At 71.1% G+C, this 25,254-nt stretch carries 19 protein-coding genes and 1 pseudogene; 9 read left to right on the forward strand and 11 right to left on the reverse strand.

The window, feature by feature from the left end:
• The first annotated feature begins 39 nt into the window (after window positions 1–39).
• Complete coding sequence (locus tag ACIRDU_RS00760; protein ID WP_403572455.1) at window positions 40–1,047, forward strand: heme A synthase; 1,008 nt, start codon at window positions 40–42, stop codon at window positions 1,045–1,047.
• Here ACIRDU_RS00760 and ACIRDU_RS00765 read toward each other — a convergent pair.
• The 3 genes from ACIRDU_RS00765 to ACIRDU_RS00775 form a co-directional block, all read right to left on the reverse strand.
• Window positions 1,044–2,150: an amidohydrolase family protein gene (locus ACIRDU_RS00765; RefSeq protein ID WP_403572458.1), complete on the reverse strand. Its 1,107-nt coding sequence runs from the start codon at window positions 2,148–2,150 to the stop codon at window positions 1,044–1,046. The genes ACIRDU_RS00760 and ACIRDU_RS00765 overlap by 4 nt on opposite strands.
• Before the next feature lie 176 nt (window positions 2,151–2,326).
• Window positions 2,327–2,659: a hypothetical protein gene (locus ACIRDU_RS00770; protein ID WP_403572460.1), complete on the reverse strand. Its 333-nt coding sequence runs from the start codon at window positions 2,657–2,659 to the stop codon at window positions 2,327–2,329.
• A 58-nt stretch (window positions 2,660–2,717) separates the two neighbouring features.
• Window positions 2,718–3,635: a heme o synthase gene (locus ACIRDU_RS00775; protein ID WP_403575074.1), complete on the reverse strand. Its 918-nt coding sequence runs from the start codon at window positions 3,633–3,635 to the stop codon at window positions 2,718–2,720.
• Between the two features lie 383 nt (window positions 3,636–4,018).
• Here ACIRDU_RS00775 and tkt point away from each other — a divergent pair, with 383 nt between their 5' ends.
• The 5 genes from tkt to pgl are packed head-to-tail and all read left to right on the forward strand — an operon-like array spanning window position 4,019 to window position 10,657.
• Complete coding sequence (gene tkt / locus ACIRDU_RS00780; RefSeq protein WP_403572463.1) at window positions 4,019–6,106, forward strand: transketolase; 2,088 nt, start codon at window positions 4,019–4,021, stop codon at window positions 6,104–6,106.
• 34 nt (window positions 6,107–6,140) lie between these two features.
• Window positions 6,141–7,259, forward strand: a complete 1,119-nt coding sequence (gene tal / locus ACIRDU_RS00785; RefSeq protein ID WP_403572466.1) for a transaldolase — start codon at window positions 6,141–6,143, stop codon at window positions 7,257–7,259.
• Between the two features lie 4 nt (window positions 7,260–7,263).
• On the forward strand, window positions 7,264–8,787 hold the full coding sequence (gene zwf / locus ACIRDU_RS00790; RefSeq protein ID WP_403572469.1) for a glucose-6-phosphate dehydrogenase: 1,524 nt from the start codon (window positions 7,264–7,266) through the stop codon (window positions 8,785–8,787).
• Window positions 8,784–9,875: a glucose-6-phosphate dehydrogenase assembly protein OpcA gene (gene opcA / locus ACIRDU_RS00795; protein WP_403572472.1), complete on the forward strand. Its 1,092-nt coding sequence runs from the start codon at window positions 8,784–8,786 to the stop codon at window positions 9,873–9,875. The genes zwf and opcA overlap by 4 nt, the downstream gene beginning before the upstream one ends.
• Window positions 9,872–10,657: a 6-phosphogluconolactonase gene (pgl, locus tag ACIRDU_RS00800; protein WP_403572475.1), complete on the forward strand. Its 786-nt coding sequence runs from the start codon at window positions 9,872–9,874 to the stop codon at window positions 10,655–10,657. The genes opcA and pgl overlap by 4 nt, the downstream gene beginning before the upstream one ends.
• Window positions 10,658–10,708: 51 nt before the next feature.
• Here pgl and ACIRDU_RS00805 read toward each other — a convergent pair whose 3' ends face one another.
• The 5 genes from ACIRDU_RS00805 to ACIRDU_RS00825 form a co-directional block, all read right to left on the reverse strand.
• Complete coding sequence (locus tag ACIRDU_RS00805) at window positions 10,709–11,548, reverse strand: carbohydrate ABC transporter permease (RefSeq protein WP_403572478.1); 840 nt, start codon at window positions 11,546–11,548, stop codon at window positions 10,709–10,711.
• A complete protein-coding gene (locus tag ACIRDU_RS00810; RefSeq protein ID WP_403572481.1) occupies window positions 11,545–12,906 on the reverse strand; it encodes a carbohydrate ABC transporter permease in 1,362 nt (453 codons plus the stop codon). The genes ACIRDU_RS00805 and ACIRDU_RS00810 overlap by 4 nt, the downstream gene beginning before the upstream one ends.
• Window positions 12,907–12,912: 6 nt before the next feature.
• Window positions 12,913–14,235, reverse strand: coding sequence for an ABC transporter substrate-binding protein (locus ACIRDU_RS00815; protein WP_403572484.1), 1,323 nt, complete (start codon window positions 14,233–14,235; stop codon window positions 12,913–12,915).
• 96 nt (window positions 14,236–14,331) lie between these two features.
• Window positions 14,332–15,987, reverse strand: coding sequence for a glycoside hydrolase family 13 protein (locus ACIRDU_RS00820; RefSeq protein ID WP_403572487.1), 1,656 nt, complete (start codon window positions 15,985–15,987; stop codon window positions 14,332–14,334).
• A 141-nt stretch (window positions 15,988–16,128) separates the two neighbouring features.
• Window positions 16,129–17,400, reverse strand: a complete 1,272-nt coding sequence (locus ACIRDU_RS00825) for an ABC transporter substrate-binding protein (protein ID WP_403572490.1) — start codon at window positions 17,398–17,400, stop codon at window positions 16,129–16,131.
• A gap of 121 nt (window positions 17,401–17,521) precedes the next feature.
• Between ACIRDU_RS00825 and ACIRDU_RS00830 the strand changes: the two genes are divergently transcribed.
• From ACIRDU_RS00830 to ACIRDU_RS00840, 3 genes are read left to right on the forward strand one after another with little or no spacing between them, the layout of a single operon-like run.
• Window positions 17,522–18,037 (forward strand): PadR family transcriptional regulator, encoded by a 516-nt coding sequence (locus ACIRDU_RS00830; protein WP_403572493.1) that lies wholly within the window; start codon window positions 17,522–17,524, stop codon window positions 18,035–18,037.
• Window positions 18,034–18,792 carry an ABC transporter ATP-binding protein gene (locus ACIRDU_RS00835; protein ID WP_403572496.1) on the forward strand — a complete coding sequence of 253 codons (759 nt, stop codon included), beginning with the start codon at window positions 18,034–18,036 and terminating at the stop codon, window positions 18,790–18,792. The genes ACIRDU_RS00830 and ACIRDU_RS00835 overlap by 4 nt, the downstream gene beginning before the upstream one ends.
• Before the next feature lie 51 nt (window positions 18,793–18,843).
• Window positions 18,844–21,126 carry an FtsX-like permease family protein gene (locus tag ACIRDU_RS00840; protein ID WP_403572499.1) on the forward strand — a complete coding sequence of 761 codons (2,283 nt, stop codon included), beginning with the start codon at window positions 18,844–18,846 and terminating at the stop codon, window positions 21,124–21,126.
• Between the two features lie 12 nt (window positions 21,127–21,138).
• Here ACIRDU_RS00840 and ACIRDU_RS00845 read toward each other — a convergent pair whose 3' ends face one another.
• The 3 genes and pseudogenes from ACIRDU_RS00845 to ACIRDU_RS00855 form a co-directional block, all read right to left on the reverse strand.
• On the reverse strand, window positions 21,139–22,053 hold the full coding sequence (locus ACIRDU_RS00845) for a hypothetical protein (protein ID WP_403572502.1): 915 nt from the start codon (window positions 22,051–22,053) through the stop codon (window positions 21,139–21,141).
• Between the two features lie 91 nt (window positions 22,054–22,144).
• Window positions 22,145–23,797, reverse strand: coding sequence for a glucose-6-phosphate isomerase (gene pgi, locus ACIRDU_RS00850; protein ID WP_403575077.1), 1,653 nt, complete (start codon window positions 23,795–23,797; stop codon window positions 22,145–22,147).
• Between the two features lie 108 nt (window positions 23,798–23,905).
• Window positions 23,906–25,231, reverse strand: a pseudogene (locus ACIRDU_RS00855) (MFS transporter); the annotation flags it as partial.
• Window positions 25,232–25,254: the final 23 nt, after the last annotated feature.

Below are 25,254 nucleotides of genomic sequence, written 5' to 3' on the forward strand. Positions count from 1 at the left end.
ACGGACCCTCGTGAAAGCGTGCACAAGCGGCGGCCTACGATGGTTCGCGTGCCAAACGTGACTCGCGCCGACGCCAAGGCCGCCCTGCGCAACCCGCTCGCCTTCATCGCCGAGCGCTGGACCCCGGAACCCCGGACGGTCCGGCGCGCGGCTCTCTCCGCGCTCCTGATGTCGGTTCTCATCGTCGTCACCGGTGGCGCCGTACGGCTGACGGGTTCGGGCCTGGGCTGCCCGACCTGGCCCAAGTGCACCGACGACTCGCTCACGGCCACCAGCGCGATGGGCTTCCACGGCGCCATCGAGTTCGGCAACCGCATGCTGACGTACGTGCTGTGCGCCGCCGTCGGCTGGGCGATCATCGCCGCGCGCTCGCAGAAGCCGTACCGGCGCGGCCTGGTCCGGCTGGGCTGGGCACAGTTCTGGATCGTGATGAGCAACGCGGTGCTCGGCGGCATCGTGGTGCTGGTCGGGCTCAACCCGTACACGGTGGCGGCACACTTCGTGGCGACGTCCGCGCTCATCGCGGTGGCCACGGTGATGTGGCAGCGCACCCGTGAGGGCGACACGGCCCCGCGCCCGCTGGTCGGCAAGGCGGTGCAGCAACTGGTGTGGTTCCTGGTCGCGGCCGCCGTCCTGCTCATCCTGGTCGGCACGGTCGTCACCGGCGCGGGCCCGCACGCGGGCGACTCCAGCGAGGTCGAGCGGATGCCCATCGACTGGGAGACGGTGAGCAAGCTGCACGCCGTGCTGGCGTGGATCGTGGTGACCCTGACGTTCGCCCTGTGGTTCGTCCTCAAGGCGGTCGACGCGCCCAAGAGCCCGCTGAACCGTACCCGCGAGCTGTTCCTGATCCTGCTCGCGCAGGGGGTCATCGGCTACGTCCAGTACTTCACGGACCTGCCCGAGGTCCTGGTCGGCCTGCACATGCTGGGCTCGGCCGTGATGTGGATCTGGGTGCTGCGGGTGGTGCTGTCGCTGCGCGAGCGGCCGCAGGCCGTGGCCGACCTGCCCGAGCCCACGGCCGAGGCCACCCTGACCAAGGCCTAGTCCAGCCCGTACACCCTGCGTGCGTTCCCCGACGCCAGCATGCCCGCCACCCGCTGCGCGTCGGCCAGGGACCACGCCCCTTCGGCGACCCAGGTGCCGAGGACCCGCCCCAGGGCCTCGCGGAACAGACGGGCGCCCACGACGTGCAGTTCGGGCAGTCCCTGTGCGCCGGTGGAGAAGAGGATCTTGCCGAAGGGCGCCGGCTCCAGGATCTCCGCGAGGACGGTCGCGGCCCGGGCGCCCGTGCGGACCAGGGCGGCGCCGCAGTCGACGTGCACGTGCGGGAAGACGCCGGCGAGATGGGCGGCGTGCCGGTGGTACGGGTAGCCGTGCAGCAGGACGAGGTCCGTGCCGAGCCCGGCCGTGGCTCGCACGAAGTCTGTCAACAGCACCGGGTCCGTACGGTCGATCCGCAGGCCCGGGGCGCCCAGCCCCGCGTGCAGCTGGAGCGGCAGCCCCGAGGCGACCGCGCTCCACAGCAGATGCCGTAGCAGCACCGGGTCGCTCAGTTCCCCGCCGACGCCGCGCCCGGCGAGCCAGCGGCCGGCCGCCCCGCGCACCTCCCCCGGCCCGGGCGGCTCCGGCGCGAGCGCGAGGCCGTGCCGTACGCCCGCGACCGAGGTGAAGGCGACGGCGTTCGCGGCGGCCGCGTGCACCGACTCGGCGAGGTTGGCGAGGAAGGACTCGACGGTTCCGGAGGTGTCGGCGACCTGCTCGGCGAGGAGTTCCAGCCGCACGATCTCGCGGGCCTCGGCGGCTCCCGCGGCGGCCAGTTCGCCGGGTTCCGTCAGATCGCCGGGGAGGCCGGTGTCGACCAGGTACGTGGTGATGCCGCTGCCGCGCAGGAGCCGGCGGCCGGACTCCAGGACGCCCAGTTCCCGGCGTCGGGCCAGGTAACGGGCGGGCGTGCAGTGCGGTTCGAGGCCGAGCAGGGGTGGGCACCAGCGCCTGACGGCGAAGCCGGTCTGGGTGTCGAAGAGGGTGGTGCCGGGGGCGGGTGGGCCCTCGGTGCGGCTGAGGTGGGCCTCGAAGGTGCCGAGGCCCAGCTCCGTGCGGAGCACTCCGTGGCAGTACTGGTCCACCAGTGACGGCGTTTCGATCATCCGGGCCTCCCGGTGTGGACCCTGTTGTCCTCAAGGGTCCTAACGGGTGAACCGGGGTGAAGGTCGCGGTCCCGGAGGGGTGCGGGTCAGCGGGCGGCTGCGGACCGGATGCGGTCGCTCGCGCCCACGCGGCGGAGCCGCCCATCGGTACAGCCCCGCGCCCCTGGACCGGCTGCTCAACTGTTCCTGGGACCGCCCACCTGGATGCCCGCCATCCGCGACCACTCGTAGCGGCCCGTCTTCACCTTCGCCGCGAATTCGCCGTCGAAGGACTCGTGGGCGGTGATGCCCGACTTCTCCACGGCCTGCTCGGCGATCTCGTAGGAGGGGGCGACCAGGTCTCCCCAGGTGCCGTCCTCGCCGACCAGGACGATGCGGGCGCCGCGCTCGCCGAGGTAGGCGACCTGGCCCTCGGCGCCGCCGTGGGCCTGGGAGAAGGAGGAGATCTGCTTGGCCAGCCGGGCCACCTTGCGCTCGGCCTTCGGGTCAACCTGCTGCGTGTCTGCCATGGCCAGGATGCTACTCACGGGTAGATCGTCTCGCGAGGGCAGGGCGGTGTGACGTACGTCAGCGCAGGAACGGGTCGACCGCGACGGCCACGAACAGCAGCGAGACGTAGGTGATCGACCAGTGGAACAGGCGCATCTCCTTCAGCTTCGCGCCCGTCACCTCCGCCTTCGCGCGGTTCTGCAGGCCGTGCGCCTCCCAGAGCCAGAAGCCGCCGGCCAGCAGGGCGACCGAGGTGTAGAACCAGCCGGTGTAGCCGAGCGGCTGCAGCAGGAGCGACACGCCGACCATGACCCAGCTGTAGAGCACGATCTGCTTGGCGACGACCTTGTTGGAGGCCACCACCGGCAGCATCGGCACGCCCACGCGCGCGTAGTCCTCCCTCACCTTCATGGACAGCGGCCAGTAGTGCGGCGGCGTCCAGAAGAACATGACGAGGAAGAGGATGACCGGCGCCCACGACATGGAGTTCGTGACCGAGGACCAGCCGATCAGCACGGGCAGACAGCCGGCGATGCCACCCCACACGATGTTCTGCGAGGTACGGCGCTTGAGGATCATCGTGTAGACGACGACGTAGAAGAGGAGCGCGCCGAGAGCGAGCCACGCGCTCAGCCAGTTCACCGTGAGGCCGAACAGCAGCGTCGAGGCGACGGCCAGCGTGATGCCGAAGACGAGGCACTCGCGCGGGCTGACCATGCCGGTGACCAGGGGCCGCTGCGAGGTGCGGTCCATCAGCGCGTCGATGTCGCGGTCGATGTACATGTTGAGCGCGTTGGCGCCGCCCGCGGACATGTAGCCGCCCAGGCACGTCAGCAGCACCAGCGTCAGGTCGGGCACGCCCTGCTGCGCCAGGAACATCACCGGCACCGTGGTGATCAGCAGCAGCTCGATGATCCGCGGCTTGGTGAGAGCCACGAACGCCTTGACACGGGCCCCGAACGGCCGGTGGGCCGGGCTCTGGTCCGCCCCGATCATCCCCGCTGGACGGGATTCAACGGCCGTCACGCACACCCCTACAGAGACATCCCAGCAAGCCTCACCCCTGTGAAGTCCCGGTAAAGGCTCGCGCGTACCACGCCACTTTAGACGTTGCCCAGACTCGGACATTCGCGGGGGTCGGCTCGTGTTGGCAGGCACCTTCCGAAGGGCGCGTCGAAGCTCGATTGAGCACCCGGATGAGCGGCTCCGTATTCACCTGTCGAATGCGGTACGCCCCAGTCAGGAGGCGGATCGGGATCAGTCCCGGCACTCTGGAGTGACTCGAAAAAACGCACGTCCCACGGGGGTAGGCTCGACTGCGGCCGGTGGGCGCCCCGATACACCGGCATCCGACATGTGGAGAGGAGCCCTGACCCAGGGTGAGCACCAAGCCGACCACCACAGACCTCGAGTGGACCGAGTTGGACCAGCGGGCCGTCGACACCGCGCGTGTCCTGGCCGCCGATGCCGTACAGAAGGTCGGTAACGGCCATCCGGGTACGGCGATGAGCCTGGCGCCTGCCGCCTACACCCTCTTCCAGAAGGTGATGCGGCACGACCCGGCGGACGCCGACTGGGTCGGGCGGGACCGCTTCGTGCTGTCCGCCGGCCACTCGTCCCTGACCCTCTACACCCAGCTGTACCTGGCCGGCTTCGGCCTGGAGCTGGACGACCTGAAGTCCTTCCGCACCTGGGGCTCGAAGACCCCCGGCCACCCCGAGTACGGGCACACGACCGGTGTGGAGACGACGACCGGCCCGCTCGGCCAGGGTGTCGCCAACGCGGTGGGCATGGCGATGGCCGCCCGCTACGAGCGCGGTCTGTTCGACCCGGAGGCCGCCGAGGGCGAGTCCCCCTTCGACCACTTCATCTACTGCATCGCCGGCGACGGCTGCCTCCAGGAGGGCATCAGCGCCGAGGCGTCCTCCCTCGCGGGCCACCAGAAGCTCGGCAACCTGATCCTGCTGTGGGACGACAACCACATCTCGATCGAGGGTGACACCGAGACGGCCGTGTCCGAGGACACGGCTCTGCGGTACGAGGCGTACGGCTGGCACGTGCAGCGGGTCGAGCCGCAGGCCAACGGCGACCTGGACCCGGCCGCGATCTTCGAGGCGATCCAGAAGGCCAAGGCCGTCACGGACCGGCCGTCGTTCATCGCGATGCGCTCGATCATCGCCTGGCCGGCCCCGAACGCGCAGAACACCGAGGCCGCGCACGGCTCGGCGCTCGGCGACGACGAGGTCGCGGCCACCAAGCGGGTCCTGGGCTTCGACCCGGAGCAGACCTTCGAGGTCTCCGACGAGGTCATCACGCACACCCGCCGGGCGCTGGAGCGGGGCCGGGCGGCCCGCGCGGTGTGGGAGAAGGCGTACCAGCAGTGGCGGGACAACAACCCCGAGCGCGCCGCGGAGTACGACCGCGTCGCCAAGGGTGAGCTGCCCACCGGCTGGGAGGAGAAGATCCCGGTCTTCGAGGTCGGCAAGGGCGTGGCCACGCGTGCCGCCTCCGGCAAGATCCTCCAGGCCCTCGGCGGGGTCATCCCCGAGCTGTGGGGCGGCTCGGCCGACCTGGCCGGCTCCAACAACACCACGATCGACAAGACCAGCTCCTTCCTCCCGGCGGACAACCCGCTGCCTGAGGCGGACCCGTACGGCCGCACGATCCACTTCGGTATCCGCGAGCACGCGATGGCCGCCGAGATGAACGGCATCGCCCTGCACGGCAACACCCGGATCTACGGCGGCACGTTCCTGGTCTTCTCCGACTACATGCGCAACGCGGTGCGGCTGTCGGCGCTGATGCACCTGCCGGTGACGTACGTGTGGACGCACGACTCCATCGGTCTGGGTGAGGACGGCCCGACGCACCAGCCGGTCGAGCACCTGGCGTCGCTGCGGGCGATCCCGGGCCTGAACGTCGTGCGCCCGGCGGACGCCAACGAGACCGCGATCGCCTGGCGCGAGATCCTGCGCCGTTGGACGAAGGAGTTCGGCAAGGGACAGCCGCACGGTCTGGCGCTGACCCGTCAGGGCGTGCCGACGTACGAACCCAACGAGGACGCGGCCAAGGGTGGTTACGTCCTGTTCGAGGCCGAGGGCGGCGACGCCGAGGTGATCCTCATCGCCACCGGCTCGGAGGTGCACGTCGCTGTCGAGGCGCGCGAGCAGCTCCAGGGCGCCGGCGTGCCCACACGCGTCGTGTCCATGCCGTCGGTGGAGTGGTTCGAGCAGCAGGACCAGGGGTACCGGGACAGCGTCCTGCCGCCGTCCGTCCGGGCCCGTGTCGCGGTGGAGGCCGGGATCGGTCTCACGTGGCACAAGTACGTGGGGGACGCCGGCCGCATCGTTTCCCTGGAGCACTTCGGTGCTTCGGCCGACGGCAAGGTGCTCTTCCGCGAGTTCGGTTTCACTGCCGAGAACGTGGCCGCCGCCGCGCGGGAATCGATCGCCGCAGCCCAGCGCTGACGCTCATATACGACACGTAGGAGATGGAATTTCCATGACAGACGCACTCAAGCGCCTCTCCGAGGAAGGCGTGGCGATCTGGCTGGACGACCTGTCGCGCAAGCGGATCACGTCCGGCAACCTCGCCGAGCTGATCGACCAGCAGCACGTCGTGGGCGTCACCACCAACCCGTCGATCTTCCAGAAGGCGATCTCGCAGGGCGACGGCTACGACACGCAGCTGACCGACCTCGCCGCCCGCAGGGTCACCGTCGAAGAGGCCATCCGCATGATCACCACGGCGGACGTCCGCGACGCCGCCGATGTCCTGCGGCCCGTGTTCGACGCCACGGGTGGCCAGGACGGCCGGGTCTCGATCGAGGTCGACCCGCGTCTGGCGCACAACACGCGGGCGACGGTCGCCGAGGCCAAGCAGCTCGCCTGGCTGGTGGACCGGCCGAACACGCTCATCAAGATCCCGGCGACCGAGGCGGGCATCCCGGCCATCGCCGAGACCATCGGCCTGGGCATCAGCGTCAACGTCACGCTGATCTTCTCGCTGGAGCGCTACCGCCTGGTCATGGACGCGTTCCTGACCGGCCTGGAGAAGGCCAAGGAGCGCGGCCTGGACCTGTCGCAGATCCACTCCGTGGCGTCGTTCTTCGTCTCCCGCGTGGACACCGAGATCGACAAGCGGATCGACGCGCTGGGCACCGACGAGGCCAAGGCGCTGCGCGGCAAGGCCGCCCTCGCCAACGCCCGTCTGGCCTACCAGGCGTACGAGGAGGTCTTCTCCTCGGACCGCTGGAACGCCCTGGAGAAGGCCGGCGCCAACAAGCAGCGTCCGCTGTGGGCGTCGACCGGTGTGAAGGACAAGGCGTACAAGCCCACCCTGTACGTCGACGACCTGGTCGCGCCCAACACGGTGAACACCATGCCGGAGGCGACCCTGTACGCCACCGAGGAGCACGGCGAGATCACCGGCAACACGATCGCCGGCACGTACGAGCAGGCCCGCGCCGACCTCGACGCGGTCGAGCGGCTCGGGATCAAGTACGACGACGTGGTCCGGCTGCTGGAGGAGGAGGGCGTCGAGAAGTTCGAGGCGTCCTGGACCGATCTGCTGAAGTCGACCGAGGCCGAGCTCAAGCGCCTCGCCCCCTCGGAGGGCTGAACAGGTGTCGAGCAGCAACCCGCTGCGTGACCCCGCGGACCGACGGCTCCCGCGTATCGCGGGGCCGTCGGGCCTGGTCATCTTCGGCGTCACGGGCGACCTGTCCCGGAAGAAGCTCATGCCCGCCGTGTACGACCTCGCCAACCGGGGTCTGCTGCCGCCGGGCTTCTCGCTGGTGGGCTTCGCCCGCCGCGAGTGGGCGCACGAGGACTTCGCGCAGGAGGTCCACGACGCGGTCAAGGAGCACGCCCGCACGCCCTTCCGCGAGGAGGTCTGGCAGCAGCTCATCCAGGGCATGCGCTTCGTGCAGGGCACCTTCGACGACGACGACGCGTTCGAGCGGCTGCGCTCCACGATCGAGGAGCTCGACAAGGCGCAGGGCACGGGCGGCAACTTCGCCTTCTACCTGTCGGTTCCGCCGTCGGCCTTCCCCGTCGTCATCCAGCAGCTGAAGAAGCACCAACTGGCCGACCAGACGGGCGGCTCCTGGCGGCGCGCGGTCATCGAGAAGCCGTTCGGCCACAACCTCGCCTCGGCCGAGGAGCTCAACAAGGTCGTCCACGAGGTCTTCGCCCCGGACCAGGTCTTCCGCATCGACCACTACCTGGGCAAGGAGACCGTCCAGAACATCCTGGCGCTGCGCTTCGCCAACACGATGTTCGAGCCGATCTGGAACCGGTCCTTCGTGGACCACGTACAGATCACCATGGCCGAGGACATCGGCATCGGTGGCCGCGCCGGCTACTACGACGGCATCGGCGCCGCCCGTGACGTCATCCAGAACCACCTGCTCCAGCTCATGGCCCTGACCGCCATGGAGGAGCCGGCCTCCTTCGACGCGGACGCGCTGGCCGCCGAGAAGACCAAGGTGCTCGGTGCCGTGAAGCTGCCGAAGGACATGGGCCGGGACACCGTGCGCGGCCAGTACTCCGCGGGCTGGCAGGGCGGCGCGAAGGTGATCGGCTACCTCGACGAGGACGGCATCGACGCCTCGTCGAAGACCGACACGTACGCCGCGATCAAGCTGGAGATCGACAACCGCCGCTGGGCGGGCGTCCCCTTCTACCTGCGCACCGGCAAGCGCCTGGGCCGCCGGGTGACGGAGATCGCGGTCGTCTTCCAGCGGGCCCCGCACTCCCCCTTCGACTCCACGGCCACCGAGGAACTCGGCTCCAACGCGATCGTCATCCGCGTCCAGCCGGACGAGGGCGTCACGGTCCGCTTCGGTTCGAAGGTGCCGGGCACGTCGATGGAGATCCGGGACGTGTCGATGGACTTCGCCTACGGCGAGTCCTTCACGGAGTCCAGCCCGGAGGCGTACGAGCGTCTCATCCTGGACGTTCTGCTCGGTGACTCAAACCTCTTCCCGCGCACCGAGGAGGTCGAGCTGTCCTGGGAGATCCTCGACCCGATCGAGGAGTACTGGGACAAGAACGGCAAGCCCGCCCAGTACCAGGCCGGTACCTGGGGGCCCGTCGAGGCGGACGAAATGCTCGAGCGACACGGACGGAGCTGGCGCCGGCCATGAAGATAGACCTGACGGACACCACGGCCAGCAAGGTCAACAAGGCGCTGGTGCAGGGCCGCCGGGCGATCGGCACCCCCGCGGTCGGCATGGTGCTCACGCTGGTCATCGTGACGGACGAGGAGAACGCCTACGACGCGCTGAAGGCCGCGAGCGACGCCGCGCACGAGCATCCCTCGCGCACGCTCGTGGTCATCAAGCGCGTCTCCCGCTCGCCCCGCGACCGCACGCAGTCCCGCCTCGACGCGGAGGTCCGGGTCGGTGCGGACGCCGGCTCCGGCGAGACGGTCGTGCTCCGGCTGTACGGCGAGGTCGCGGACCACGCCCAGTCGGTGGTGCTGCCGCTGCTGCTGCCGGACGCCCCGGTGGTGGTGTGGTGGCCGGTGAACGCGCCGCTCGACCCGGCGAAGGACCCCTTGGGCGCCCTCGCGCAGCGCCGCGTCACCGACACGTACGCCTCCGAGCAGCCGGTACGGGACCTGGCCACCCGGTCCGGAACCTACACCCCGGGCGACACGGACCTGTCCTGGACCCGCATCACGCCGTGGCGCTCCATGCTGGCCGCGGCCCTTGACCAGGTGACCTGCGAGGTCCGGGCCGTCGAGGTGGAGGGCGAGGAGTTCAACCCGAGCTGTGAACTGCTGGCGATGTGGCTCGCGGACCGGCTGGACGTCCCCGTGAAGCGCTCGCTGTCCGGCGGCCCCGGCCTGACGGCGGTCCGGATGGACACCAACTGCGGCCCGATCAAGCTGGACCGGGCAGACGGCTCCCTGGCGACGCTCTCCATCGAGGGCCAGCCGGACCGGGCGGTGGCGCTCAAGCGCCGCGACACGGCCGAGCTGATGGCGGAGGAGCTGCGGCGGCTGGACCCGGACGACACGTACGCGTCCGCCCTGCGGTACGGGGTGGACCGGCTGACGTCCTCGTCGTCGGTGCCGTCGGTGCCCAAAAGTGGGGGGCGGGCAGGACTCGCCCTCCCCGCTCCCGTTGAAGCGGCTGCGAAAGCACCCGCTGCGGAAGCGACGGCGCAGGCACCGGTGAAGCGGGAACCGCCCGAGCTGGAACCGGTACGGAAGGCGACGACGAAGTGAGTACGGCACCGCAGCTGGTCGTGCACCGCGACAAGGAGCTGATGGCGCAGGCCGCGGCGGCCCGGCTGATCACCAAGATCGTGGACGCGCAGGCCTCCCGGGGTTCGGCGTCCGTGGTCCTGACGGGCGGCCGCAACGGCAACGGCCTGCTGGCCGCCCTGGCGGCGGCGCCCGCCCGGGACGCGGTGGACTGGAGCCGGCTCGACCTCTGGTGGGGCGACGAGCGGTTCCTGCCCGAGGGTGATCCGGAGCGCAACGTCACGCAGGCGCGTCAGGCTCTTCTCGACTCGGTGCCGCTCGATCCGAAGCGGGTGCACGCGATGCCCGCGTCGGACGGCCCCCACGGGACCGACGTGGACGCGGCGGCGGCCGCGTACGCGGAGGAGCTGGCGCAGGCGGCGGGCCCGGAGAACCACGGTCCCGTGCCGACGTTCGACGTACTGATGCTGGGTGTCGGCCCGGACACCCATGTCGCGTCCCTGTTCCCGGAGTTGCCGGCGGTCAGGGAGACCGACCGCACGGTGGTCGGTGTCCACGGCGCGCCCAAGCCGCCACCGACCCGGGTGACGCTGACACTGCCGGCGATCCGTGCGGCCCGCGAGGTGTGGCTGCTGGCCGCGGGCGAGGACAAGGCTCAGGCGGCGGCGATCGCCCTCTCGGGCGCGGGCGAGATCCAGGCACCGGCGGCGGGGGCGTACGGCCGCAGCCGGACCCTGTGGCTCCTGGACGGGGCGGCGGCTTCCCGACTGCCGCGTTCGCTGTATCCACCAGCGTCGGCGTGAACGCCTTCGGGCCCCCACCTCGTAGCGAAGTGGGGGCCCGAAACGCATGCGCTACTTCACCGACCCCGCCATCACGCCCTGTACGAAGTGCCGCTGGAACGCGAAGAACACGACGACCGGGACGACCAGGGAGACGAACGCTCCGGGCGCCAGGACGTCGATGTTGCTGCCGAACTGGCGGATCTGGGACTGAAGTTCCACGGTCAGCGGCTGTGACGCGCTGTCCGCGAACAGCAGTGCCACCAGCATGTCGTTCCACACCCACAGGAACTGGAAGATGGCCAGGGAGGCGATGGCGGGCCGCCCCACGGGCAGGACGAGCCGCGTGAAGATGCGCCACTCGCTGCCGCCGTCCATGCGCGCGGCCTCCAGCATCTCCTTCGGCATCTCGGCGAAGTAGTTGCGCAGCAGGAACACCGCGAACGGCAGACCGTAGGCCACGTGGAAGAGCACGACGCCGGGGATCGTGCCGAACAGGCCGAGCTGCCCGAAGAGTTTGGCGACCGGCAGCAGGCCGATCTGCACGGGCACCACCAGCAGCGCGACCACGACCAGGAAGACCGCCTCCCGCCCGGGGAAGTCCAGCCACGCGAAGGCGTATCCGGCGAGCGCCGCGATCACCACGACCAGCACGGTCGTCGGCACCGATATCAGCACCGTGTTCCAGAACGCCTGCGTGATCCCGGCGTTCCCCAGCAGCGACGAGTAGTTGTCGAGGGACAGCTGCCCGGGGCTGGAGAACACCGTCCACCAGCCGCCCTTCGCCGTGTCCTCGGCGGACCGCAGCGAGGACAGGAACAGCCCGGCCAGAGGCGTCATCCACACCAGGCCGACCACCACGAGGAAGGCCTGGACGACCCCGTTGCCCAACCCGCGCCGAACCGCGTTCATCGGTTACTCCTTCGGAAGCGGCGGACGTTGAACACCATGGCCGGGACCACCAGCAGCAGGAGCAGCACACCCAGCGCGCTGCCGAGCCCCTGGTTGTTGCCGCCGCCGAACGACACCAGCCACATCTGCGTCGCGAGCACGGTCGCGTCCTCCTGCACGGGCCCGGGCGCGATGATGTAGACGAGGTCGAAGACCTTCATCACGTTGATGACGAGGGTGATGAAGACGACCGACAGGACGGGTGCCAGCAGCGGGACCGTGATCCGCCGGAAGATCTGCCACTCGTTCGCGCCGTCCATCCGCGCCGCCTCCAGGGCGTCCCGCGGCAGCGTCGACAGACCCGCGCCGATCAGCACCATGGCGAAGCCGGTCCAGATCCACAGGTAGGCGCCGATGATCGCCGGGGTGACCAGCGCCGGCCCGAGCCAGGAGACACCCTCGTAGGGCTGGGCGAAGTTCGACGACGGCAGTTCCACCTGGTAGGAACCCGATGCGAGGCCCTGGAAGCGAAAGGAACCGTCGGCGGCCGTGGTGGTCGTGGCGATCGTCTCACCGTCGCGGACCGCCTCGACCTTCATCCGGGGCAGTCCGTTCTCCCCCCGATCGACCTTGCCCTGCTCCCCTCCCCCGCCGGGCACGAAGTCCAGGTAGACGACCCCGCGCAGTTCGTCGGGGCCGGCCTTCTGCCCCGCCGCCGCGGAGGCGGGCCGGGCGCCGCCGGGCAGGTCGGCGGGCTGTACGCCGACCAGGCCCAGCGTCACCGCGTCCCCGGGGGACACGCTCGTACTCGTGCGGTACGAACCGTCCTTGTCCTTGGTCAGGCCCTGGCCGTCACGCGCCCGGGCCGTCGGGTACGAGGACTCCCCCTTGAAGGCGTCGTGGACGGAGACCACCGCGGCGTTGAGCACGCCCTTGTCGGGGTCCTCGTCGTAGGCCAGCCGGAAGATGATGCCGGCGGCGAGGAAGGAGACCGCCATCGGCATGAAGAGGAGCAGTTTGAAGGCCGTCGCCCAGCGGACCTTCTCCACCAGCACGGCGAGGATCAGCCCGAGGCCGGTGAGCAGGGCCGGGGCGACGACCACCCAGACGGCCGTGTTGCGGACGGCCTTGAGGGTCGCCGGGTCACGGAACATCTCGGCGTAGTTGTCGCCGCCGACGAAGCTCGTCCCGGAGGCGTCGAAGAAGCTGCGGCCGATGCTGAACAGCACGGGGTAGACGACGAGCGCCCCGAGCAGCAGCAACGCGGGCAGCACGAACAGCAGGGCGATGATCTTCCCGCGCCGGCGCAGTCGCCGGGTGCGGTCGGCGACCGGGCCGGGCGGTGGGGAACTCGTCTCTTTCACGAGGGTCGCTGTCATGGCGTATCAGTCCTGGTACGCCTTGGCCGCCGCGGCCTCCAGCTTCGCCGCGGTGCCCTTCGGGTCGGACGGGTCGCGCAGGAAGTCCTGGAGCAGCTTCCACTCGCCGGTGCCCTTGGTGCCGCCGAAGGCCGCCGGGGCCTGGTCGGACATGTCGAAGCGGACCGAATCCCCGGCCTCGACGAGGGACTTGGCGGTGGCGCGGGTGACGTCGTCGCCGTAGGAGGCGAGGTCGAGCTTCTTGTTCGGGGAGAGGAAGCCGCCCGCCTCGGCCCACACGGCCGAGGCCTCGGGGGTCGCGAGGTACTCCAGGAGGGCCTGGGCGGCCTTCTGGTTCTTGCCGTCCTTGAGGACGACGGCGGCGTCACCGCCGCTGACGACCGGAGCCTCGCCGCCGCCGACCGCCGGGAACGGGAAGAAGTTGGCGTCCTGGCCGACCTTCTTGCCGAACTGGTCCTTGGCGACACCGGCGACGAAGTCGCCCTCGTAGACCATGCCGGCCTCGGGTTCGGGGCCGAACACCTTTTCCACTGAGCCCGGGAAGTCGGTGTTCAGGGCGCCCTTCTGGCCGCCCGCGATGAGCTGCTTGTCCTTGAAGAGCTTGCCGAGCGTGGTGAGGGCGTCGACGACGGACGCGTCGGTCCACTTCAGCTTGTGTGCGGCGAGGGCGTCGTACTTCTCGGGCCCGGCCTGGGAGAGGTAGACGTTCTCGAACCAGTCGGTGAGGGTCCAGCCGTCCTGCCCGGCGACGGAGAACGCGGCGAGACCGGAGTCGGACACGGTCTGCCCGGCCTTCAGCATGTCGTCGTAGGACTTCGGGGGCTTCACGCCGGCCTGCTCGAGGGCGTCGGGGCTGTACCAGACGGTCGACTTGTGGGCGGCCTTGAAGTACAGGCCGTAGAGGGTGCCGTCGACGCTGCCGTACTCCTTCCACACCGGGGCGTACCCCGCGTCCACGGCCTGCTCGGTCTTCTTCGACAGCGGCTTGAGCCAGCCCTTCTGCGCGAACTGCTTGAGCACGCCGACCTGCGGGACCATCACGACGTCGGGGGCGTTGCCGCCCTCGATCTTGCTGCCGACGACGGTGGAGACGTTGTCGCCGGTGGACACGAACTGCGTCTTGGCGCCGGTCTTCTCGGTGAAGGCGTCCAGCACCTTCTGGAAGTTCTTCTGCTCGGTGCCGGACCAGACGCCGGCCACGGTGATCGACTGGCCGCCGAGCGCCTTGTCGCCGCCCCCGGCCGAGACGGGGCCGCCGCCGCAGGCGGTCGCGCCGAGTGCCAGGGCGAGGGCGGTGCAGCTCGTGAGCAGGGTGGTACGTCGCATCATCGTTGATGTCCCTTCGGAGGGTTCGCTTGCGGGGAGTTCGCTCGCGCGGATGTTGCTTACGCGGATTTCGCTTACGGGATGTCGCTGGCTGTGCGGTCAGGAACGGATCCACCAGGCGGCCGTCGACCCGGAGAGCACTCCGGGCGGGCAGGTGCCGCTGGCGAGCAGGGGGGAGCCGGGAACCGGCGCCGGTGTGGGGGCGGTACCGAAGTTGACGGCACACACCAGGTCGCCGCGTTCGAAGGCCAGGACACCGGGCGAGACGTCGAGCCAGCGCAGCGTGCCCTCGCCCAACTGGGGCAGGGCGGCGCGCAGTTGGAGGCCGTCGCGGTACAGGTGCCAGAAGGAGCGGGTGTCGGCGAGGGCGCGGTCGGTGGCGTACTCGGCGAAGTACTCGGGCTGCGGCAGCCACGGCTTGGCGCTCTCCACGCCGGGGGTGAAGCCGAACGGTGAGGCCTGGCCCGACCAGGGCAGCGGGACCCGGCAGCCGTCGCGGATGCGGGCCCGGCTGCCGGTGCGGCGGAAGATCGGGTCGGTGAGCACGTCGTCGGGCAGGTCCACGACCTCCGGCAGACCGAGCTCCTCGCCCTGGTAGATGTAGGCGGCGCCGGGCAGGGCCAGCATCAGCAGCGCGGCGGCGCGGGCGCGGGCGGCGCCGAGGCCGCTGCCCTCGGTGGCGGGTTCGCCGTAGCGGGTGACGGTGCGGACCTGGTCGTGGTTGTTGAGCACCCAGGTGACCGTCGATCCGGTGCCGGCGATGTCCTGCATGGCCTCGGAGATGACCTTGCGGAAGGCGTCGGCGTCCCAGGAGGCGCTGAGCAGATCGAAGAAGAAGGCCTGGTGCAGTTCGTCGGGGCGGACGTACTGGGCGTGCTCGCGGGCGGTCGGGACGGAGACCTCGCCGACGAGCAGGCGTTCGCAGCCGTCGCGCTCGGTGTACTCCTCGCATATGGAGCGCCAGCGCCGCCACACCTCGTGCACCTCGGGCTGGTTCCAGGCGAGCGGGTTGACCGAGTCGCGGGTGCGGGCGTCGGCCTCCGGGTCGTCGGAGTCGGGCAGCTCCGGGTGCTTGAAGAGCCCGGCGGCGACGTCGATACGGAAGCCGTCGATGCCCCGGTCCAGCCAGAAGCGCAGGACCCGGTCGAACTCGGCGCCGATCTCGGGGTTGCGCCAGTTCCAGTCGGGCTGCTCGGGCGCGAACATGTGCAGGTACCACTGGCCGGGCCGGCCGTCGGGCTCGGTGACCCGGGTCCAGGCGGGGCCGCCGAACATCGAGTGCCAGTTGTTGGGCGGCTCGGATCCGTCCGGGCCGCGGCCGTCGGCGAAGTGGAAGCGGGCCCGGGCGGGGCTGCCGGCGGGCGCGGCGAGCGCTTCGCGGAACCAGGGGTGCTCGCTGGAGCAGTGGTTCGGGACGATGTCGAGCAGCACCTTGACGCCGAGCCGCCGCGCGGAACCCACCAGCAGGTCGAACTCGCCGAGGTCGCCGAAGAGCGGGTCGACGTCGCAGTAGTCGGCCACGTCGTAGCCGTGGTCGTGCTGCGGCGAGGGATAGAAGGGGCTCAGCCAGATCCCGTCGACGCCGAGCTTCTTGAGGTACGGCAGTCCGGCCCGGACGCCGGCGAGGTCGCCGATGCCGTCGCCGGTGCTGTCGAGGAAGCTGCGGACATAGACCTGATAGATCACTGCGTCACGCCACCAGTGGTGCCTGTTCAACCCATCGACCTGTCTCTGAGGAGGGCAGCGGTTATGCATGCATGTTAAGTAGGCGTGTCGAGAGGGTGTCAATGAAAAGGTCAGAGACTCCTGGCAAGTTGGGCCTCGAAACCTGGACTTATTGGGGCATCACGCAGCGAGATGAGACGTCCGCGTTACCTAACAGGTAACTAGAGGGGTCTAGCGGCGGGAGATCGCGGCCAGCTCCCGCGCCAGTCGCCGCACCGCCGCCGCGGGCGTCTGGTGCCCGGCCATCGCGTCGTGCACGACCGCCTGTACGACCAGGCTGACCTGGTCGTAGCGCGGGCTCTTGGGGCGCGGCTCGGCCGCGAGCACACTCGTCCGCAGGGTCGGCAGGTAGGGGAACCTGCGGATGAGCGCGGGGTCCTCGTAGAGATCGGCCCGTACCGGGGGCAGCGCGCCGCGGGTGAGGACCTGGCGCTGGACGCGCTCACTGGTGAGGTAGGCGATCAGGCGGGCCGCCGAGTCGGGGTGCCGCGTGTGCGCGCTGACGGCCAGGTTGGAGCCGCCGAGAACGCTCGTCCCCGGCCCGTCGGGCCCGGGCAGGGGTACCGCGCCGACCTTCCCGGCGACCTTCGAACCGGGGGCGGAGGCGCCGACGTAGGCGTACGGCCAGTTCCGCAGGAAGAGCAGCCGTCCGTCCTGGAAGGCCTGCTTGGACTCCTCCTCCTTGTACGTCAGCGCTTCCCTGGGGATCCAGCCCTCGCGCACTCCGCGGGCCAGGAAACCGATGCCCCGGCGGGCCGCCGCCGAGTCGACGGTGACCCGTTCCCCCTCGTCGCCGAGGATCGAGCCGCCCGCCGAGTAGACGGCCTCGGCCGCGTTCACGGTGAGGCCCTCGTACGGCAGGAACTGTCCGGCGTAGCCGCCGAGGCCGTGCTTCGGGGCGATGGTCTTCGCGTACCGCTCCAGCTCCGCCCAGGTGCGCGGCGGCTCGACGCCCTCCTTCGCGAGGACGTCCTTGCGGTAGAGGAGCAGGCCGGCGTTGGTGACGTACGGGACGGCGTAGAGCTGCCCGTCGTAGGTCGCCGTGTCCACGACCGGCTGGAGGAAGGTCTTCAGGGGGAAGCGGTCCCGGGGCAGGGGCCTGATCCAGCCCGCCGCGGCGAACTCCGAGGTCCAGTTGACGTCGATGTTGAGCACGTCGAACCGGCTGCGGTCGCCGTCGCGCAGGTCGGTGGCCATCTGGGCCTGGGTCTCGTCGGCCGAGTCCGGCAGCTCGACCAGGGTGACCTTCTCGCCGGGGTGCGTACGATTCCAGCCCTCGAGCAGGGGGCCGAGGTAGCCGGTGAGGTCTCCGGCGGTGGCCACCGTGAGCGGCCCCCGAGCCCCCTCGGAGGGCTCGCCCGCCCGCGCTCCGGCGGCGACGTAGCCTGTCAGGACCACGACGAGAACGAGAAGGCCCCTACCCGCGGCATGGATCCACCGCATAGGTTCCTCCCTGTACACCGGCGCTGGGCACCCTTGCCCGGAACAGAGGCCATGTATACCTGTTAGGTATGGGCGATACTAGGGCCTGGAGCACATTGGACCGGACAGGAGGACTGCACGCGTGCGCCTGCCCCTCCTGGCCCTCCTCGCCCGCGGACCCGCCCACGGCTACGAGCTCAAGCAGGACCTTGAGCAACTGCTGGGCTCCGCGTACCCTCAGCCGAACGTCGGCCAGATCTATGTGACCCTCGGCCGCCTCGAGAAGTCGGGACTGATCGAGGGCGAGGACGTGGCGCAGTCCAGCCGGCCCAACAAAAAGGTCTACCACCTCACCGAGGCCGGGCGGGAGGCGCTGCGCGCCTGGTTCGAGGAGCCCGAGGACGAGCCGCGGGTGCGGGACGAGTTCTTCATGAAGCTGGCGCTCGCTCCGCAGACCGGTCTCGCCGAGCAGATCACCCTGATCAACCAGCAGCGGCGCCAGTACCTGAACACCATGCGGCAGCTGTCGAGGCTGGCCGCCGCCGAAGACCGCGACAACCGCATCGCGCATCTGCTGATCGAGGGTGCGATGCTGCACCTGCAGGCCGACCTCGACTGGCTGGAACGGTGCCAGGAAGAGCTGGAGGAGCTGGAGTGAGCGACGACCGTCCCGCTCCTGTGCTGCGCGCCGAGGGGCTGGTGAAGACGCATCACGGCGAGGGCGCGCCCGCCCATGCCGTACGCGGGGTCGACCTGTGCGTGCGGCAGGGCGAGTTCGTGGCGATCACCGGCCCGTCCGGCGCCGGCAAGTCGACGCTGCTGCATCTGCTCGGCGGGCTCCAGCGGCCGGACGCCGGCCGCATCTGGCTCGACGGCGAGTCCACCGACACCTACAGCGAGGCCCGCTGGGCGGTGGAGCGCAGAAAGCGGATCGGGATCGTCTTCCAGTTCTTCAACCTCGTGTCGAACCTGTCCGTCGCCGACAACGTGGAGCTGCCCGCCCTGCTCGCCGGGACCCCGCCGAAGCAGGCGCGCGCCGAGCGGGAGGCGCTGCTGGCCGAGCTGGGCCTCACCGGCAAGGAGCGCAGCATGCCGGGCGAGCTGTCCGGCGGTGAGCAGCAGCGCGTCGCCCTGGCCCGGGCCCTGGTCAACCACCCGCCGCTGCTGCTGGCGGACGAGCCGGCGGGCAGCCTCGACAGCAAGGGCACCCGCGAGGTGATGCGGCTGCTGTCCCGCTTCCACCAGCGCGGCCAGACGATCGTCCTGGTCACGCATGACGCCCGGCTGGCGAGCGCGGCGGACCGGGTGATCAGCTTCTTCGACGGCCGGATCGCCGACGACGCGGAACTCGACGGCGGCACCACCCCGCCGCGCCGCTCCGGGATATCCGGTGTGCTGGAGCTCAAGGACTGACATGCGGGTCCACGACCACTGCCCGGTGTCCGGGCCGAGGGGCTGAGGCCCGTGCGAGCCGCCCTGCGCTGGGCACACTCCGATCTGCGCACGCACCGGGGCGAGGCACTGTTCCTCGTCCTCGCCACCGCGGGCATCGTCGCCTCCCTGCTGCTGGCCACGGCCCTGTTCGGCTACGCCACCAACCCCTGGCAGCGCGTCTTCACGCAGTCGCACGGCGCACATGTGTGGCTGCACACCGACAGGTCGGCCGACACCGGCAAGCTGGCCGCGCTGGACGGCGTCGACTCCGTCACGGGTCCCTACCCCACCGCCTCCACCACGGTCTCCTCCCGCGGCAGCCGCGCCTCCGTCGAACTGCGCGCCACCCCCGAACGGCCCTCCGTCGGCCGCCCGCCCATCGTCTCCGGCCACTGGCTGGACCCCTCGGCCCCGAACGGGGTGGTCCTGGAGAGCCGCCTCGCCCGCGCGCTGCTGGCCGAGCCCGGCGACACCCTCACCGTGCCCGGCACCGCCCGTGAGCTGACCGTCGTGGGCCTCGCCGACAGCGCCGAGCCGCGCTACCGGCCGGGCGAGCAGCCGGGCCTGGTGTGGGCCCTGCCGCAGGCCGTACCGGATCCCGGCGGCCAGGTGATCGGGCTGCGGCTGACCGACCCCGGCGACACCTCCTACGTCGTCCAGCGCGCCGTGACCGTGCTGGGGGCCGGGGCGATCGGTGAAGTGTCCACCTGGCAGCAGGCTCGGGCCGAGGCGCAGGGCGACAACCGGCTGCTCGGCCAGGTGCTGGGCCTGTTCGGGCTGGGCGCGCTGGTCGCGGCCGGGCTCGCCGTGCACGGGGCGATCGGCACCCGCATCCGCGGACACCTGCGCGACCTCTCCGTCCTGAAGGCCATCGGCTTCACCCCCGGCCAGGTGGTCCGGATCTTCCTGCTCCAGCACCTCGCCTACGCCCTGCTGGGGGCCGTGGCCGCCGCCGGTCTCGCCGAGGCCCTGGGCAGCCGGATCCCGGGGCGGCTCGGGGACGCGGTCGGCGTGTGGCAGGGACTGCCCGGGCACACCGTGGCGCTGTTCGTGGTCCCGGTGGGCGCGGTGCTGTTCATCGGCGCGACCACCGGGCTGGCCGCCTGGCGGGCCGGACGCGTGCCGCCGGTGCCGGTGCCGAGACCCGCCGCGACCTCGGGCGGACGGTTGTCCGGCGTGGCGCGCCGGGCCCTCGGCGTGCGCATTCCCCCGGCGCTGGTGCTGGGCTGGCACAAGGCGTTCACCCGCCGCCCCCGGTCCCTGGCCACCGTCGCCCGCCTGGCGCTGCCGCTGCTGCTGATGGTGGTGGCGATGAGCGCCTGGACCACCATCGACCGCTTCCACAGCGAGCCCGAGCAGATCGGCCTGCCCACCACGCTCAGCGTCCGCTCCGACGCCGGCCGGAGCGAGGAGCAGACCCGCGCGCTGCTGGAACGCGACCCGCAGGTGACCGCCGCCTACCCGGGCGTCGAGACGGCCGCCCTGGTCCCGGGCCAGACGGCGACCATCGCGCTGCGCGGCCTCGGCACCCACCAGGACCCCTACCCGTACACCCTCGCCGAGGGCCGCCCCGCCCGCGGCGCCGACGAGGCCGTGGCCGGGCAGGGGCTGCTCGACCTGCTGGACGTGCGGGTCGGCGACTGGGTCCGGATGACCGTCGGCGACCAGCCGCAGATCCTGCACATCGTGGGCCGCAGCATCGAGCCGGAGAACGCCGGCCGGGTCATCTCCACGTCCCTCGACACCCTCCGCGCGAACGATCCCGGACTCCGCCCGACCCTCTACGAGCTTCGCCTGGACCCCGGAGCCGACCCGCGGGAGGTGGCCGACCGGCTCGCCACGGCCGGGCGCGGCCACCTCGACGTGCACACGGTGACCAACCCGGCGGACGGACTGTCCCCGCTGCGCGCGGTCGTGGCCGGGCTGATCGCCGTGCTCGCCCTCATCGGGCTCATCGAGCTGCTGACCGCGATCGGCGGCACCGTCCGCGAGAGCGAACGGGACCTGCTGGCCCTGAAGGCCATCGGCCTGTCTCCCCGGCAGATCACCGCGATCACCGTCACGGCCACGGGTCTCACGGCTCTGGCGGCCGTCCTCGCCGCCACGGCCCTGGGGCTGCCGCTCGCCCACTGGCTGATCGACGCCCAGGGCAGATCCAGCGGTATCGGCACCGGGATCGCCCAGGGCCCGTCCGCCGTGCTCATGGTGCTGCTCGGCGCGGCAGCGGTGCTCTGCGCGGCGGCCCTGGCGGCCGTCCCCGCGGCCCGGGCGGCACGGCGGCGGCTCGCGGACACGCTCAGCGCCGTGGCCTGACCTCGCCGACGGTCAGCCGCCGTGGGGGTGCCGCGAGCTGTACGGCGGCTGCGGGTGCGGGGCGTACGGGTGCTGGCCGCCCGGTGCGTAGGGATGGCCGTACGGGTTCCCCTGCGGCGGCAGATACGGAGCTCCCGCCGGAGGCATCGGCGGAGGCATCGGCGGGACCGGCCCGGGCGCCGGTGCCAGGGTCGCGGGATGAGCCTTCAGGCGGATCCCGTACCGCCGCTCGAGCCGCCCCATCTCCAGCAGCGCGATGGCGGTGACGGTCACCGGAGCGCCCAGGATGAAGATGATCCCCAGGGTGAGGCTGAGCCCGTGCAGATCACCGGTGACGAGGTCCGGGACGGCCACCAGCCAGCTGGTCACCAGGGCGAGCAGCGGCGGCAGGCAGCGGTGCACGGCGGCCGTGCCGAAGAAGTTGCCGGAGACCCGCAGAGCCCCGTAGGCCGTGAAGATCAGCATCCACATCATCGTCAGGCCGACCCCGATGATCACGGCGGGGTTCGCCGACCCGTTCACGGTCTGCACCAGCAGCAGCAAGGCCGCCACGCATCCGACGAACAGCAGAAGCAGCAGGAAGGAGTTGAGCAGGGGCACCCGCAGCTGCCGCACCGTGCCGCCGCGCCGCCAGACCCACAGCATCGCCCCGACCGTCAGCGGCGTCAGGAAGAGCAGGACGACGGAGGCCGTCATCGCGTTCTCCAGCAGCTCCGTGAAGTCGAAGCCGCCCTCGATGAAGGTGAAGACCCCGAGGGACGCCACCGCCCCGGCGATGACGCGGAATCTCTTGAGCCGCTCCACCGACGGATCGAGCGGCTGCGGTATCCACGCGGGGTGGAACACCGCCCGCGCCACGTCCTGGGGTTTGAGCAGGGACCGGGCCGTCAGGGTGCCACCGGTCCAACGTCCGCGTGTGCGTGCCACTTCGCGCTCCCCCGAGCACTCGCCGTGATGATCGACCGGAGTCCACGGGAAGCGGACGGCGCGCTGCCGCCCGCTTCCCGTCCGGCGACGGTCACTGCCGGCCGCGCAGCTCCCGGTACGTGGCGACCAGGGCCTTGGTCGAGGCGTCCAGGCCCTCGACCTCGGCGCCCTCGGTCAGCGCGGGCTCGACGCGCTTGGCGAGGACCTTGCCCAGCTCCACGCCCCACTGGTCGAAGGAGTCGATGTTCCACACCGCGCCCTGCACGAACACCTTGTGCTCGTAGAGGGCGACCAACTGACCGAGGACGGACGGCGTCAGCTCGGGTGCGAGGATCGTGGTCGTCGGGTGGTCGCCCAGGAACGTCTTGTGCGGCACCAGTTCCTCCGGCACGCCCTCGGCCCGCACCTCGTCCGGGGTCTTGCCGAAGGCGAGCGCCTGCGTCTGGGCGAAGAAGTTGGCCATCAGCAGGTCGTGCTGCGCCTTGAGCTCGTCGCTCAGCTCGCCGACCGGCCGGGCGAAGCCGATGAAGTCCGCCGGGATCAGCTTCGTGCCCTGGTGGATCAACTGGTAGTAGGCGTGCTGCCCGTTGGTGCCCGGCGTGCCCCACACGACCGGGCCGGTCTGCCACTCCACCTCGCGCCCGTCCCGGCCGACGTACTTGCCGTTGGACTCCATGTCGAGCTGCTGGAGGTAGGCGGTGAACTTGGACAGGTAGTGGCTGTAGGGCAGCACCGCGTGCGACTGGGCGTCGTGGAAGTTGCCGTACCAGATGCCCAGCAGGCCCAGCAGCAACGGCACATTGGACTCGGCGGGAGCGGTCCTGAAGTGCTCGTCGACGATGCGGAAGCCGTCGAGCATCTCCCGGAAGCGGTCCGGTCCGATGGCGATCATCAGGGACAGGCCGATCGCTGAGTCGTACGAGTAGCGGCCGCCGACCCAGTCCCAGAACTCGAACATGTTGGCCGTGTCGATGCCGAAGTCGGCGACCTTCTCGGCGTTGGTCGACAGCGCGACGAAGTGCTTGGCGACGGCGGCGTCGTCACCGAGCGCGTCCAGCAGCCAGGAGCGCGCGGACGTGGCGTTGGTGACCGTCTCGATGGTGGTGAAGGTCTTGGAGGCGATGACGAACAGCGTCTGCGCCGGGTCCAGGTCCCGGATCGCCTCGTGCAGGTCGGCGCCGTCCACGTTCGACACGAAACGCACCGTCAGCGAGCGGTCCGTGAAGGCGCGCAGCACCTCGTACGCCATCGCGGGGCCGAGGTCGGAGCCGCCGATGCCGACGTTGACGATGTTCCGGATCCGCCGGCCGGTGTGACCGGTCCACTCGCCCGAACGCACCCGGTCGGCGAAGTCCGCCATCTTGTCGAGCACCGCGTGCACATCGGGCACCACGTTCTCGCCGTCGACCTCGATCACCGCGTCCCGCGGGGCGCGCAGCGCGGTGTGCAGCACGGCCCGGTTCTCGGTGGTGTTGATCTTCTCGCCGCGGAACATGGCGTCCCGGAGCCCGAACACGTCGGTGGCGGCGGCCAGTTCGCGCAGCAGCCGCAGGGTGTCGTCGGTGACGAGGTGCTTGGAGTAGTCGACGTACAGGTCGCCGACCCGAAGGGTGTACGCGGTGCCGCGGCCGGAGTCGGCGGCGAACAGCTCGCGCAGCCCGACGTCGCCCAGCTCCTCGCGGTGCTTGGCCAGTGCCGTCCACTCGGACGTCTGGTTGAGCCTGGTACGGCCGTCTGCGTTCATCTGGGACTTCAGCCTTCTTTCCTGTCCTGCCTGCGTACCTTGCCCCGCTGCCGGTCCCAACCTAATGGAGCAGCGCGTGACATCGGCTGTCGTGGCGCCGTCCTCCGGCTCGACACCAGATACGTTCACCTTGACCACGGGTATCAGCGCGATGACGGCGAGGGCGAAGAAGGCGGCCGTGAGCAGGGGCGGGGTGTGCGGCCCCCAGGCGGCCGCGACGGCTCCGCCCAGCAGGGCCCCGAGGGGAACCCCGGCGAACGCCAGGGTCCGGAAGGCCGAACTGACCCGGCCCAGGAGCCCGGCGGGGCTGCGCTCCTGCATGAGCGTCGTCGTGTTGACGTTCCACACCATACCCAGGAGCCCGAACGCGGCCAGGGCGCCCACCAGCACGGCCAGGCTGCGTACGGTGCCCATGACGACGAGGAGCGCGGTCTGCGCCGAGCCGGCGAGCAGCACCGACCGCAGCCGGCCGAGCCGCGCCACCAGCCGGCCGTTCACCACTCCCCCGGCCAGGCTGCCCAGGGTGAAGGCGGTGCCCGCCGCCGCATAGCCCGCCGGGCCCGCCCGGAGCCAGTCGGTGACGACGACGACCAGCAGGGCGACCTGGGTGCCCATGCCGATGTTGCACAGGGCCGTGGCGGCGCACAGGGCGCGCAGGGCACGGTCGCGCCAGAGGGTGCGCAGTCCCTCCCCGATGTCCCGGCGCAGCGTGCTGCCCGCCGGTCTCGGCTCGCGGTCGGGGCCGGCGGCCGGCAGGGCGGCGATCAGCGCGGCGGCCACGAGGAAGGTCACGGCATCGGCCGCGAAGGGCACGGCCGTACCGGCTGCCAGCAGCAGGGGCACGACCGGACCGCCGAGCAGGCCGCCCGCGATGCGCTGACCGGTCATCAACCGGGCGTTGGCACTGCCGAGCGCGTCCCGGTGGACCAGGGCGGGCAGCAGCGCCGTGGCAGCGTTGTCGAAGAGCGTCTGGAGGGTGGTGAGGGCGACGGCCAGCACGATGAGCAGGCCGATAGAAGCGTGTCCGAGCGCGACGGCCAGCGCGAAGGCGGCGACCAGCAGACCGCGCGCGGCGTCCACCATCCACATGGCCCGCCGCTGGTCCACACGGTCGGCGACGGCCCCGCCGAGCAGGCCGAAGACGATCCAGGGCAGATAGCCGCAGGCCGTGACGGAGGCGATGAGCAGCGGATCGTCGGTCAGGGTGACGGCCAGCAGGGGCAGCGCGGCCGTCCGCAGTGCGTCGCCGAAGCTGGACAGCACGGCGGCGCTCCACAGCCGCCCGAAGCCCCCGCTCCACGCGGGCGCGCGCACTTTCCCCGCCTCGACCGTCGACACTGCTTCCCCCTCACGGTTCGCCCGATGCACAAACCGTAGAGGGCACCACTGACAATCGGTCGGCGGCGAGGTCGGGAGGCAGCTCCGGCCGGGCACCTGCTGGTGTCCGGCCGGTCTCG

Origin of the sequence: Streptomyces sp. NPDC093598 (assembly GCF_044764825.1) — a bacterium.
In the GTDB taxonomy this organism is placed as follows: Bacteria; Actinomycetota; Actinomycetes; order Streptomycetales; family Streptomycetaceae; genus Streptomyces.

Excerpts from the sequence above, each read along its gene's own strand:
- tal (WP_403572466.1), top strand. The coding sequence starts at position 6,141 with ATGACAGACGCACTCAAGCGCCTCTCCGAGGAAGGCGTGGCGATCTGG.
- ACIRDU_RS00770 (WP_403572460.1), bottom strand. The coding sequence starts at position 2,659 with ATGGCAGACACGCAGCAGGTTGACCCGAAGGCCGAGCGCAAGGTGGCC.
- opcA (WP_403572472.1), top strand. The coding sequence starts at position 8,784 with ATGAAGATAGACCTGACGGACACCACGGCCAGCAAGGTCAACAAGGCG.
- ACIRDU_RS00825 (WP_403572490.1), bottom strand. The coding sequence starts at position 17,400 with ATGCGGTGGATCCATGCCGCGGGTAGGGGCCTTCTCGTTCTCGTCGTG.
- ACIRDU_RS00805 (WP_403572478.1), bottom strand. The coding sequence starts at position 11,548 with ATGAACGCGGTTCGGCGCGGGTTGGGCAACGGGGTCGTCCAGGCCTTC.
- ACIRDU_RS00760 (WP_403572455.1), top strand. The coding sequence starts at position 40 with ATGGTTCGCGTGCCAAACGTGACTCGCGCCGACGCCAAGGCCGCCCTG.
- ACIRDU_RS00810 (WP_403572481.1), bottom strand. The coding sequence starts at position 12,906 with ATGACAGCGACCCTCGTGAAAGAGACGAGTTCCCCACCGCCCGGCCCG.
- ACIRDU_RS00815 (WP_403572484.1), bottom strand. The coding sequence starts at position 14,235 with ATGATGCGACGTACCACCCTGCTCACGAGCTGCACCGCCCTCGCCCTG.
- ACIRDU_RS00820 (WP_403572487.1), bottom strand. The coding sequence starts at position 15,987 with ATGCATAACCGCTGCCCTCCTCAGAGACAGGTCGATGGGTTGAACAGG.
- ACIRDU_RS00775 (WP_403575074.1), bottom strand. The coding sequence starts at position 3,635 with ATGATCGGGGCGGACCAGAGCCCGGCCCACCGGCCGTTCGGGGCCCGT.
- pgi (WP_403575077.1), bottom strand. The coding sequence starts at position 23,797 with ATGAACGCAGACGGCCGTACCAGGCTCAACCAGACGTCCGAGTGGACG.
- ACIRDU_RS00765 (WP_403572458.1), bottom strand. The coding sequence starts at position 2,150 with ATGATCGAAACGCCGTCACTGGTGGACCAGTACTGCCACGGAGTGCTC.